General features: G+C 67.1%; 12 protein-coding genes. 2 read left to right on the top strand and 10 right to left on the bottom strand.

The features are described 5' to 3' along the window. The 9 genes from AC1DQQ_RS21365 to AC1DQQ_RS21325 form a co-directional block, all read right to left on the bottom strand. Positions 1-588 carry a flagellar basal body-associated FliL family protein gene (locus AC1DQQ_RS21365; RefSeq protein ID WP_478032939.1) on the bottom strand — a complete coding sequence of 196 codons (588 nt, stop codon included), beginning with the start codon at positions 586-588 and terminating at the stop codon, positions 1-3. Positions 589-603: 15 nt separating this feature from the next. After that, positions 604-1,848 (bottom strand): flagellar hook-length control protein FliK, encoded by a 1,245-nt coding sequence (locus AC1DQQ_RS21360; protein ID WP_478046701.1) that lies wholly within the window; start codon positions 1,846-1,848, stop codon positions 604-606. 43 nt (positions 1,849-1,891) lie between these two features. Then, positions 1,892-2,314, bottom strand: a complete 423-nt coding sequence (locus AC1DQQ_RS21355) for a hypothetical protein (protein WP_478032941.1) — start codon at positions 2,312-2,314, stop codon at positions 1,892-1,894. Between the two features lie 35 nt (positions 2,315-2,349). After that, on the bottom strand, positions 2,350-3,681 hold the full coding sequence (locus tag AC1DQQ_RS21350; protein WP_478046700.1) for a FliI/YscN family ATPase: 1,332 nt from the start codon (positions 3,679-3,681) through the stop codon (positions 2,350-2,352). Positions 3,682-3,903: 222 nt separating this feature from the next. Continuing rightward, the gene (locus AC1DQQ_RS21345; RefSeq protein WP_478046699.1) at positions 3,904-4,626 is read right to left on the bottom strand and encodes a FliH/SctL family protein; all 723 of its coding nucleotides are present in this window, start codon (positions 4,624-4,626) and stop codon (positions 3,904-3,906) included. Next, on the bottom strand, positions 4,619-5,629 hold the full coding sequence (gene fliG, locus AC1DQQ_RS21340; RefSeq protein WP_478033012.1) for a flagellar motor switch protein FliG: 1,011 nt from the start codon (positions 5,627-5,629) through the stop codon (positions 4,619-4,621). Before fliG ends, AC1DQQ_RS21345 begins: the two co-directional genes overlap by 8 nt. After that, positions 5,629-7,347, bottom strand: a complete 1,719-nt coding sequence (gene fliF, locus AC1DQQ_RS21335; protein ID WP_478046698.1) for a flagellar basal-body MS-ring/collar protein FliF — start codon at positions 7,345-7,347, stop codon at positions 5,629-5,631. Before fliF ends, fliG begins: the two co-directional genes overlap by 1 nt. Positions 7,348-7,355: 8 nt before the next feature. Continuing rightward, the gene (fliE, locus tag AC1DQQ_RS21330) at positions 7,356-7,724 is read right to left on the bottom strand and encodes a flagellar hook-basal body complex protein FliE (protein ID WP_478033010.1); all 369 of its coding nucleotides are present in this window, start codon (positions 7,722-7,724) and stop codon (positions 7,356-7,358) included. Further along, positions 7,721-8,974 (bottom strand): sigma-54 interaction domain-containing protein, encoded by a 1,254-nt coding sequence (locus AC1DQQ_RS21325; RefSeq protein WP_478046697.1) that lies wholly within the window; start codon positions 8,972-8,974, stop codon positions 7,721-7,723. The genes fliE and AC1DQQ_RS21325 overlap by 4 nt, the downstream gene beginning before the upstream one ends. Before the next feature lie 239 nt (positions 8,975-9,213). Between AC1DQQ_RS21325 and AC1DQQ_RS21320 the strand changes: the two genes are divergently transcribed. Both AC1DQQ_RS21320 and AC1DQQ_RS21315 read left to right on the top strand, forming a co-directional pair. Then, positions 9,214-10,035, top strand: a complete 822-nt coding sequence (locus tag AC1DQQ_RS21320; RefSeq protein WP_478033008.1) for a flagellin N-terminal helical domain-containing protein — start codon at positions 9,214-9,216, stop codon at positions 10,033-10,035. 214 nt (positions 10,036-10,249) lie between these two features. Beyond that, positions 10,250-11,074, top strand: a complete 825-nt coding sequence (locus tag AC1DQQ_RS21315; protein ID WP_478046696.1) for a flagellin N-terminal helical domain-containing protein — start codon at positions 10,250-10,252, stop codon at positions 11,072-11,074. 283 nt (positions 11,075-11,357) lie between these two features. Here AC1DQQ_RS21315 and AC1DQQ_RS21310 read toward each other — a convergent pair whose 3' ends face one another. After that, complete coding sequence (locus AC1DQQ_RS21310) at positions 11,358-12,326, bottom strand: NADPH:quinone oxidoreductase family protein (protein ID WP_478046695.1); 969 nt, start codon at positions 12,324-12,326, stop codon at positions 11,358-11,360. Between the last annotated feature and the right edge of the window lie 22 nt (positions 12,327-12,348).

The following is a 12,348-nucleotide window of genomic DNA, read 5'->3' as shown; positions in this document are numbered from 1 at the left end:
TCACTGAACAACAAAATTGGTAAAGTAGACGTTACTAATCCCGCCAAATCCCTCTTTTTGTTTGAGCGTGGCGTTGATTGCCTGGACCAATCGCTGCGCCAGGCGCTTCTTGCCGTCGCCGGTCGTGACCTCGTCCTCGGTCGAATCGCCGAGCGCCATCAGCACCGCCGAGCGCACCGCGATCTCGTTGGTCTTGAGGTTCTCGATCACCGAATCGTCGTACGGCGTCGACACCGCGATCCCGATCTGGACGTAATGCGGGCTGTCGCGCAGGTTCGACGTGAAGTCCTTGTCGATCGCGTAATAATTGGACGCATATTTGTCGCCGCCGCTGCCCGACGGCGGCTTGGTGCCGACCGATGTGGCGCCCTCGCCTTCCTTGCCGTCGCCGCTGGTGCGCTTCTGCTCGCTCTTGGGCACCAATTTGGGGCCTTCGGGCCCAGCCGCCTTGGCGCCGCCCAACATGCCGGCCGCCCACAGGCCGCCCGCCGTGCCGCCACCCACCAGGAGCACGGCCAGGAGCATCAGGATGATCAATTTGCCTTTGCCCTTTTTCTTGGGCGTGTCGGCCTTGGTTTCGTCACTCATCGTTCATTTCCCCGTTCAAGCCACACGGCCGTCATCGACGGCCCGAATGTCGTCATCCCCGCCAGTCGCGAGGCGATTCTTGCTGTCCTGCCTGACCTCGACCTGCGGCCGCGGGCGATCGCCTCCGGTCATGCCCGAGCCGCTCAGGTCGACGCTGGTCCCGGTCAGCCGGATGCCGCGTGCCTCGGCCGCGGCATTGAGCTGCGGCGCGGCATCGGCGAGCAGCGCGCGCGTGGTCGGCTGCTCGGCGGCGAAGCGGACGGTGACCGCGCCATCGGCATGCGTGCGCAGCGACACGTCGATTCGCCCCAACGCGTCGGGCTTGAGCCGGATCGAGGTATCATTGGCATTGGCGTCGTCGCGCAGCGCCTCGATCCGGTCGATCATCTTTTGCGGCCAATCCTGGCGACCCATGTCGAGCGCCTGGCGCTCAGCCTGACCCGGCTTGGCGACCAGCTGGACGGCATCGGCCGGCGTCAACAGCGTCGCGGCGGCGGTCAGGTCCCCGGGTTGGCTGCCCTCGCCAGCGGGCTTGCGCTCGGGCGCCATCGCCAGCGCGAACAGTGCCGGCATCGGCGCGTTGGCCGAGGCCAGCGAGGCCAGGGTCACGGGTGCCGCTTGCGGCATGGTGATGCGGATCGGCTGTGCGCCGACCGGCGATCCAGGGGAGCGGTCGGCGGCAAGGGCCTGCTGTTTGGCAGCTAATGTCTTGCTCTGCGCGTCGGCGGCGGCGGCAAGGGCCGGGTCGACCGTGATCGGCGCGGCGGTATTCGATTGGAGCGCCACCGGAATCGGCGTGGTCGCCGGCTGCGATTGCGTCTCGGACAGGATCTGCTGGGGCACAGACTCCGCGCCAGGCTTGGCCTGCCCTGCGTCGCTCGCGACCGCCAGCAAGGGCAAGGCAGGCTGCGGGATCGGGGTAAGCGGCGCGGTGACCGCGCCAGTCGCAATGGGTTTCGCAGGCGCGGCGGGCAAAGCGATCGGCGCTACCGAGAGCAACCAGGCAAGCGCGGGATCGCTCTTGTCGTCGTCCTTTTGCGGCAAGGAATTGCCGGTCGCGGCATCATCCTGCCGCTCGCCGCCGGGCTGTCCGTCCTTGGGCGCGATGGTCGTCTTGCCGATCATCAGGTCGACGAAAGCGGCCAGGCTCGGCACGCCCGTGGCGCCATCGGCGACCGTGCCGGGGGCGAGCAGGGAGGACGCGGCACCCTTTGCGGGCAGCGCGACGGTCGTGGAAACGGATAGAGTCAAACCGGTCATGAGCCCCTCGTGCGGGAGGCGTGCACTGCCCCCGCGGGGGTATTTAGCAAGGATCGTGCCGAATCTTTCGGACGGCCGGTGCCGCCTCGAGCGCGCGGATTGCCTTGAGCGCCGCTTCGCGGTCGGCGCGGACCATCAATTTCTCGACGGCCGACTGGTCACGCTTCGCCTCGCGCGTCGCCTCGGCGGCACGTTCGGCGGCCGCTTCGGCGGCGCGCAGGCGATGCTCGGCCATCTCGGCCGATTGGTGGAGGCGCGAGCGGAAATGTGCGGCCGCGACCAGCGAGAAGCCGCTTCCCGCTTCGGTCGGCGTCGGCGCGACGCTGTCGGCGAGCGACGCGATGCGCTTGGCGAGATCGGCCTCGCTGGCGATCTTGGCGTGCGCGCGGACTTCCTCGGCGCGCGTCATGCCCAGTTGAAGGGTGCGGACCCGCAAGATGCGATCGAGTTGGCGTTTTTTATGCATGGAAGTGCATCGGTGCCGGCCCGCACCCCCTCATATCAAACATTTCCAAAGACGCCGATCAATTCGGCGACCGCGTCGGGCAACGAGACCTTGGTGTCGGCGTCCTGGCGGATATATTCCATCACGGCAGGATGATAGGCGATCGCCGCGTCGATCTCCGGATCGACCCCGCCGCGATAGGCGCCCATCAGCACCAGGTCGCGATTTTCCTCATAGGTGGCGAGGTGGCGACGCAGGATGCGCGCGGCGGCGATATGCTCGGCCGGCACGATGTCGGTCATCACCCGGCTGACCGACGGGCCGAGATCGATCGCCGGATACACGCCGCGTTCGGCAAGCGCGCGGCTCAGCACGATATGGCCGTCGAGGATCGAGCGCGCGCTGTCGACCACGGGATCGTTGCCGTCGTCGCCATCGGCGAGCACGGTATAGATAGCGGTGATCGATCCGCCGGTATTGACGTCAGTGCCGGCGCGCTCGATCAGATTGGGCAGCATCGCGATCGCCGATGGCGGATAGCCGCGCGCGGAGGCGGGCTCGCCCAAGGCGAGGCCGATCTCACGCCCGGCATGCGCCACGCGAGTCAGCGAATCCATGATCAGCAGGACTTTCTTGCCCTCGGCGCGAAAGCCTTCGGCAATCGCGGTAGCGCGCAGCGCGCCGCGGATGCGCAACACCGGCGAATGGTTGGCGGGCACCGCGACGACGACCGAGCGCGCGCGCGCCTCTCCGGCGACCTTGGTCTCGAGGAAATCGGCAACTTCGCGGCTGCGTTCGCCGATCAGGCCGATCACCACGACATCGGCTTGCGCGGCGCGGACCATCATCCCGAGCAGCACCGATTTACCGACGCCCGATCCGGCCATGATGCCAACGCGCTGGCCCTGGCCGATCGTCAGCAGTCCGTTGATCGCACGCACGCCGACGTCCATCGGCTGGAGCACGCGGCCGCGATCGAGCGGACCTTGCAGTTTGCCGGCTAGCGGCCAATGCTGGGCGCCGCGGATTGGCCCCAGCCCATCGATCGGCTTGCCCGCGCCATCGACCACGCGGCCGAGCAATGCGGCACCGACTTCGGCGGCGCCTGGCGCGCCGACCGGGCGGACCGGCGATTGCGGGAGCAAAGCGGCGGGACCGCCGAGATTCATCAGCAAGGTGCGGCCATTGCGGAAGCCGATCACTTCGGCCTCGACCTTGGCGCCGCCGGAGGCACCGACCTGGCATACCGTGCCGACCGGCAGATTGAGCCCGACCGCTTCCATCAACAGCCCGTCGAACGACGCCAGGCGGCCCGATATCTTGGGCTGCGGCACGAAGTCGGCGGTGCCAAGGCTTTCGAGATAGTCTTCGGCGAAGCGGTTCAGCATCTTAAAATCCTCCCCGTTTACGGGGAGGGCGCTGGGACTTTGGTTCGCCCCCGGCGAACCAAGATCGTGTCCGGGGGACACGATCTCGCCCCAACGCAAGCCGCGCAGCGGCTTGGTGGAGGGGGCGAGCCCCAAGCGATGTAGGCGAGGAGAACCCCCTCGACCACGCGCTAGCGCGCGCGGTCCCCCTCCCCGTGCCGGGGAGGATTTGCGAAACGATCATCATTCCGGCAACGCCGCGCGGTCGATCGCCTGGGCGAGTTGCTCGATCCACAGATCCGGCCCGTCCTCGACGATCGTCGCGGCGGATTCGAGTACGAAATGGCCGCGCTCGACCTTGATATCGCCGGCGGCGAAGATGTTGGCCGGCAGATGGCCATCGACCAGCGGCATGTCCTCGGGGTTGAGCCGCAGCACCGCCGATTCGGCATCGTCGGCAAGCATGCCGGCAGCGACCGCGACGCGGCGATTGAGCAGAGCGGCGTCGACGCCCGCCTCGCCGACCATGTGGCGGACCAATTGCATCACGGTCTGGCGGAGATGTCCGGCCAGCCGGTCGCGGTCGATGCGGCGATCGTCGTTGATCGCGGCGATCAGGCCGTCGATCAACGCGCGGTCGCGCGCCGCATTGGCGGCGACCTGGGCCATCGCCGCGGCGACGCCTTCGTCATAGCCGGCAGCCCTGGCGGTCGCGATCGGATCGACGAAGCCTGACGGCTGTTGCGTGGTGTCGAACGGATCCCAACCCTCGGTCGGATCCTCCTGGCGATCCGCCGGCTCGAAATGCCGCGGCCGCGCATCGGGCGCGGGCGGCGGTTCGGGAGTCATGTCGCGCGGCGAGAAAGCCACCCCCTTGGCCGCGAAGGCACGGCGCAGCGCGGCGCCCGCCTGATCGTGGCGGCTGGCGAACCCGGCGACGAAGTCGTTGAGCGGGCGGTCAGACATAGTCGTCGTCGCCGCCCATCATGATGGTGCCGTCCTTGGCGAGCGCGCGGGCAAGCTGGATGATCGCCTTTTGCGCGTCGAGCACTTCGCTGAGCTTCATCGGGCCGCGCGCTTCCATCTCGTCGCGGATGCCGTCGGCGGCGCGCGACGACATGCAACCGAGGAAGCGGTTGCGCGTCGCCTCGTCCACGCCCTTGAGCGCGCGCGTGAGCAAGTCGCTGTCGATATTGCGGATGAGCGTACCGAGATTCTTGTCGTCCATGTCGAGCAGATTCTCGAACACGAACAAAGCCTCCTCGATCGCCTTGGCGACTTCGCGGTCGATCTTGAACAATTTGGGCATGACGCGCTGTTCGGTGGTCTTGCGCGCGCCCGACAGGATGCGGGCGGCTTCCTTGGTGCCGCCGAGCATCACCCCGGCCGACTGGCCGCCAGCGCCGCTACGATTGGCGAGCATGGTGCGGAGCGTATCGACCGCCTCGGGCGTGATCGGCCCCAGCCGAGCGACGCGGTGGAGGATTTCGGGCTGCGACGCATCGGGCAGCAATTCGAGTACCTGGCCGGCGACGTCCTGGTCGAGATTAGCGATGACCACCGCGGCGATCTGGGGATGTTCCTTCTCGATCATCGCCGCGATCTCGGCCGCATCCATCCAGTCGAGCAGGTCGATCTGGCATTGCGCGTCGGGCGGGGTGATCCGCGCCAGCACGCTGTCGGCCTTTTCGGGGCCGAGCGCGCGAGTCATCATCGTCTCGATGAGCGGCTTCGGGTCGAACCCGATCGCGGTGCGATCGCGTGCTTTGCCGACAAAATCGTCGAGCACCATCTGCACCTCGGGCTCGCCGACATCGGCGACGGCGAACATCGCCTTGCCGAGCTGGCGGACTTCCTCGGGGTCGAGCTTCTGGAGGATGGCCGCGGCCTCCTCCTCGCCGACCAGCATCATCAGCACGGCGGCGCGTTCGACGCCCGAATAGGCGCGGAAAGAGGCGGGAGCGTTCATCAGCGGGCGTCCGATTTGATCATGTCACGCACCGCCAGCGCGGCGCGCGTCGGGTTGTCGCGGGTGAAGCCGCGGACCATCCCGATCCGGTCGTCGAAATTCTGCGCGCTTTCGAGCGCGTCGATGCTGACCGGCTGGCCGTTGGGGCCACTGCCGGTGCCGGCCGCCATCGGCGAACCGATCCCGAAGGTCGCATTGAGGTCACGTCCACCACGCCCGGCATCGTCGCGCTTCTTCATCAGCGCTTTGGATAGCGGGCGAACGCCGAGCATCAGCACCAGCAAGGCGATGACGATCGCGGTAACGTTGCGCAGGACCATCGCCAGCCAGCCGCTTTCGTACCAGGGCTGGCCACCGCCGAGATCGGGCGCCGCGGCGAAGCGGCGGCTGATCACGGTGACCTGGTCGCCGCGCGCGGTGTTGGCGCCGACCGCCGAATTCACCAATTGCGTGATCTGCTGCATCTCGACCGGCGAGCGCGGCTTCGATCCTTCGACGTCGCGCAGCACGACCGCCACCGACAAGCGCTTGAGCGCGCCCGGTGCGTTGCGGGTGACCGAGACTTCGCGGCCGAGATCATAGGCACGGGCATAGCTGTCGCTCGCCTTGGCCGTGTCGGGCATCACCGGCGAGTTGGCGGCACCGGCCGCGGCGGCAGGCGCGCCCGCCGTTCCGGCCGCCGGCGTCGCGCCGGGAGCGGGGGTCGGCGTGGGCGTCGGCGTCGCGACCGTGGTCGGCGGCGGCGGGGTGTTCGACAATGCCCCCGGAATTCCGCCCGGCGGCTGCGCGCTGGGGGCGTCCTTGTTGGTCCAATTGCCCTGTTCCGCGCGCAGCGCACCGGCCTTGTCATAGCTTTCGCGCGTCGAGCTGGTGTCGTCGAGATTGACGTCGGCGGTCACTTCGGCGGTGAAATTGCCGGCGCCGACCAGCGGCGTCAGCAATTGGGTCAGTTGCTCGCGATATTTCTGTTCGACCTGGCGCTGGTAGCGCACCGCGGCGTCGTTGCTGTCGCTGCCGGCGCCGGGCTTGGACAGGAGCGCGCCCATCTGGTCGACGATGGTGACGTCGTCGGGCTTCATCCCCGGCACCGACGATGCGACGAGGTTGATGATCGACGAGACCTGCGCGTCGCTGAGCGCGCGGCCGGCCTGGAGCTTGACCATGACGCTGGCCGACGGCGCGGCATTGTCGCGCACGAACACGGTGTTTTCAGGGACCGCCAGATGCACCCGCGCCTCGGCGACCGCGTCGATATCCTGGATCGAGCGGGCGAGCTCGGTCTCGCGCGCCTGGCGCAACCGTTCGCCTTCCACCGCGCGGCTGACACCCATCGGCAGATTGTCGAGGATCGCGTAGCCGCCCGGCGCCGCCTTGGGCAGGCCTTGCCCTGCGAGCAGCATCCGCGCCTTGGAATATTCGTCCTCATTGACGGTCAGCGCGTCGGTCGATTCGTCGATCCGGCCGGTGATGCCGCCGGTCTTGAGCGCGGCCATGACTTGCGACTTGTCGCTGTCGGGCAAGCCCGTGAACAGAGTCTTCTGCGTCGGCGTCGACAGCATGAACCAGGCGAGCGCGGCGGACGCGATCAGCCCGACCATCAGGATCATCGGCAAACTGCGGCGGATCGCGGGTTGACCGAGCAGGCCCTGGACCTGCTTCAGCGGATTGGCGAAACGCTCGGCGGCGAGCGGGGCGGATTGGGTGAGTTCGTTGCTCATGGCCTATCTCAAACCGGCATGCTCATAATGTCCTTATAGGCGGACAAGAGCTTGTTCCTGACTTGCAAGGTCGCTTCGAAGCTGACCGACGCCTCCTGGCGGGCCAGCATCACCTTGGCGATGTCGATCGTCTCGCCGCGTTCGTACGAAGCGGAGATGTCCGACGCGCGGTTCTGGCTGTCGTTGACGCTGTTGAGCGCGCTGGTCAGCGAGTCTGCGAAACTGGCGGGTCCGGCCGGCTGGACCGTGGCGGGCGCGGCCGTCGGCCCCGCCGCCCCGGCACGCGCCAGCGCCGTATTGCGCTCCAGGATCTGCGCGCGCAGCGCCATCACCCGGTCGACGCTCATCGCGCCGCCAATGCCATTGATGCCGCTCATGCCCACATCCTCGTAATATCTTCACCCTGCTCGCGCGCTCTGGCGAGACGGTAGCGAAGCGTGCGTTCGGAAATGCCCAGCCGGCGCGCGGTCTCGATCCGGCTGCCGCCGCATGCGGCAAGCGTTTCGCGGATCGCCTGGAACTCGCTGAACTGGACGACATTGGCGAGCGTGTCGGCGCTGCGCCCCGGGACCGGATCGGCCTTGGGCTCGGGACGGCGGTCGAACACGATATGGTTGGCGCCGATCGTGTCGCCGGCGGCAAACAGCAAAGCGCGCTGGATCACATTTTCGAGTTCGCGGACATTGCCCGGCCAGTCGTGCGCCATCAGCGTGCCGATCGCGCCCTGGTCAGGCCAGGGGATCGACTGGCGCGTACCCGAATGGCGCAGAATCATCGCGGCGGCGAGCGCGGGAATGTCCTGCGGGCGATCGGCCAGCGAGCGCGTGGTCAGCGGGAATACCGACAGACGGTAATAAAGGTCGGAGCGGAAGCGGCCGGCGGCGACTTCCTCGTGCAGGTCGCGGTTGGCGCAGGCGATGATGCGGACGTCGATCGGGATCGGCGTCGATGCGCCGATCGGGATGACTTCGCGCTCCTGCAGCACGCGGAGCAATTTGGACTGGAGCTGAAGCGGCATCTCGGCGATCTCGTCGAGCAGCAGGGTGCCGCCCTCGGCCGCGCGGAAAAAGCCTTCGCCCGCCGCACTGGCGCCGGTGAAGGCGCCCTTCTGATGGCCGAACAGCAAGGCTTCGAGCATGGTTTCCGGGAGCGCCGCGCAATTGATCGCGACGAACGGCTTGTCGCGACGGCGCGATTTCAGATGGATGGTGCGCGCCAGCACTTCCTTGCCGGTGCCGGTCGGGCCGTTGATCAATACCGTGATGTCGGCATCGGCGACGCGCTCGGCCAGCGCGAACAGCGCCAGGCTCTCGGGGTCGGCGGCGGTCGGCGCCTCGGGGCCGGCGGCATAAGCATAAGCGAAAGCCGATCCGATCGCATTGTCGGCCGGACCGAAAGAGAGGCGCGTGGGCGTACCGCCCGTTCCGCGCCGGAACCCGCGCCCTTCGCTGCCGATGACCAGAGTGCGGTCGGCGATCGGCGGCGTCTCGCCTTCCATCACCAGGAAGACGTCGCTCGCCTGCGGCCGGGCATCGCCCTCGGCAACCGCCAGGCCCTGCGCACGCAGCGAAGAGACCAAGGCATATTTTTGCCGCATCACCAGGTCGGATGGAAAGATCGAACGCATGTATTCCCCCTTCGTCGAAGAGGGACATGCCCGGAACTTGGTAAACGAGACGTAAACCATCCGGCAAAGGCGGCAAAAAATTACCGCGCGGCGACCCGAAATGGGGGTGACCGGCAAAGGACCGGCAATTTTTTGCCTAAAGCCCGGCAAATACCTGCCGTTCTCCGGTTCAGACGGCTCGGCCCCTCGCACTATTCGGGGGAGAGGCGGGGATCGTCGTAGCAAGTGGAGACACGGACATGACTGTTATCGGAAGCAACGTTTCGGCGCTTCGTGCGACGAATGCCTCTAACCAGGCGAACCTGGCCCTCTCGACGGCGATGAACCGCCTGTCGACCGGTCAGCGCATCAACTCGGCCAAGGACGACGCCGCCGGCCTCGCCATCTCGGCCTCGATGACTGCCCAGATCAAGGGCATGAACCAGGGCGTGCGCAACGCCAATGACGGCATCTCGATGGCGCAGACCGGTGAAGGCGCGCTGGACGAGGTCAACAACATGCTGCAGCGTATGCGTGAGCTCGCGGTGCAGTCGGCCAACGGCACCTATTCGACCACCGACGCCGCCAACATCACGGCGGAGCAGGACGCTCTGTCCGCTCAGATCGGCTCGATCATCACCAACACCGCGTTCAACGGCAAGAACCTGTTCGCCACTGCGTCGAACACCGTTTCGGTCCAGGCCGGCGCCAACACGGCCGACGCGATCTCGGTCGACTTCACCCAGCTCAACGCCGGCACGACCAAGCTGTCGGCCGTGGTCGACTTCGCGGCCAGCAAGATGAAGACCGGCCTGGCGCTGAGCGCGTTCGACGACGCGATCAACGAAGTGTCGACGACCCGCGCGGGTCTCGGTGCCAGCCAGAACCGTCTGCAGTCGGCGGTCAACAACCTGACCAGCAACGCGACCAACCTGACCGACGCGCGCAGCCGCATCCAGGACGCCGACTTCTCGTCGGAATCGACCAACCTGGCGAAGGCGCAGATCCTCGCCCAGGCGTCGACCTCGATGCTGGCCCAGGCCAACCAGTCGCAGCAGGGCGTGCTCAAGCTGCTCGGCTAATGAAGGATCCTGCCCAGTCCCATCCCCCCGAGGGCTGGGCAGGACAGGCTTCGAGTGAAGCGTACCAGAAGATCCCGGCGGCCCAACCGCCGCCGGGATTTTCATGGTGACGAAAAAATTTACTTAAACGGTCGCGAAAGCGGTCGTTCGTTGCTGTCGACGGCTCGACCTTCTGCCTTGGGGGTGGCGGGGAGCGTCAGCAACGGAGACCATTATGACCGTTATCGGTAGCAATATTTCCGCGCTTCGAGCGCAGAATGCTTCGACCAAAGCCAACGACGCATTGTCGACGGCCATGAACCGCCTGTCCACGGGCATGCGCATCAACTCGGCCAAGGACGACGCCGCCGGCCTCGCCATCTCGGCCTCGATGACCTCGCAGATCCGCGGCATGAACCAGGGCGTGCGCAACGCCAATGACGGCATCTCGATGGCGCAGACCGCTGAAGGCGCGCTCGACGAAGTCACCAACATGCTCCAGCGTATGCGCGAGCTTGCGGTGCAGGGCGCCAACGGCACCTATTCGACCACCGACGCCGCCAACATCACGGCGGAGCAGGACGCGCTGGGCGCGCAGATCAGCTCGATCGTCGCCAACACCAGCTATAACGGCAAGAATCTGTTCGCGACCGCGACGAACAACGTGACGATCCAGGCGGGCGCCAATTCGAGCGACACCGTCCAGATGTCGTTCAGCCAGCTCAACGCCGCGTCGACCAAGCTGTCGGCCGTCGTCGACTTCACCGCCAACAAGATGAAGACTGGCCTGACGCTGAGCGCGTTCGACGATGCGATCGCCGAAGTGTCGACGACCCGCGCCGGCCTCGGCGCCGCGCAGAACCGTCTGCAGTCGGCGGTCAACAATCTGACCAACAATTCGACCAACCTGACCGATGCGCGCAGCCGCATCCAGGATGCCGACTTCTCGGCCGAATCGACCAACCTCGCCAAGGCCCAGATCCTGAGCCAGGCGTCGACGGCGATGCTGGCCCAGGCGAACCAGAGCTCGCAAGGCGTGCTCAAACTGCTGGGCGGCTGAGGCGCGTAAGCGCCACAGGCGTACGGCCTCGGCACCAACCCCCCTTCACAGGGTGTCGGGGCCGACCACGAACCCCGGCGGTCTTCGCGACCGCCGGGGTTTCTTGTTTTTTGCGTGTTTATCGGAGGCGTTCACGATCAGCTTCGTCCGTCATGCCGGCCTTGTGCCGGCATCCACTGTGCAGCACCTCTATCGGCTCGTTGGTTTGCGGCCCGGTGGACGCCGGCACAGGGCCGGCGTGACGATTCAGCTTGGCCGGATTCAGCTCTTGGGTGCGGATACGCTACGGCTCGATCACGATCTTGCCGACCATCCGGCTGTCGCGCATCGCCTCGAATGCCGCGCGCCAGTCGGCCAGCGCGTATCGGCTATCGACCCGCGGGCGGATGCGGCCTTCCGCCGCCAGCGCCCAGATCGCGTCCTGATTCTCGCGGCCCTTCGCGGGGAAGCGGCGGCCATATTCGCCGGCGCGCACGCCGATCACCGAAAAGCCCTTGATCAGCGGGATGTTGGTGGCGACGCTCGCGATCCGCCCCGAGGTGAAGCCGATCACCAGCAACCGGCCGCCGAACGCGATGCAGCGCGTACTTTCGTCGAACACGTCGCCGCCGACGGGATCGAAGATCACATCGGCGCCACCGCCGGTGATCTGCTTGACCGCCTCGCGAAAACCCGGCGCCGGCAAGATCGCGTCGACCATATAATCCGCCGCCAATGTCGCGAGCTTGTCCGGCGAGCGCGACGTCGCGATGACCCGCGCGCCGAGCGCCCTGGCCAGATCGACCGCGGCCAAGCCGACCCCACCGGTCGCGCCGTGAACCAGTACCCACTCGCCGGGCTGGACATTGGCGCAGCGCACCAGCGAGACATAAGCGGTGTTATAGGCAGCACCGACGCTCGCCCCGGCGGCGAAATCGAGATTGGCGGGAAGCCGCCGCACGCTGCGTGCATCGACAGCAACCAATTCGGCGAACCCGCCGAGCCGCGTCCCCGCGACCACCGCGTCGCCCGGCGCGAAGCCGCTATCGCTATCGGCTTCGATGACATCGCCCGCGACTTCCATGCCGGGAACGAACGGCAGATCGGGCTTCAGCTGATATCTGCCCTCGGTCATCAGCAGATCGGGAAAGTTGAGCGACGCCGCGCGGACCCGGATCAGCACGTGCCCCGGCGCCCGCACCGGATCTGGCATCTCGGCCAGCGCGCAGCCGGCGAAATCGGGGCCGAGTTCGGAGACGAGCAGCGCTTTCATCGCCCTGCTCTCCCCCTTGGGC

This window comes from Sphingomonas sp. P4_G3 (assembly GCF_056401105.1).
Note: the sequence above shows the minus strand (reverse complement) of the source record. Positions and strands in the feature narration are given on the sequence as shown.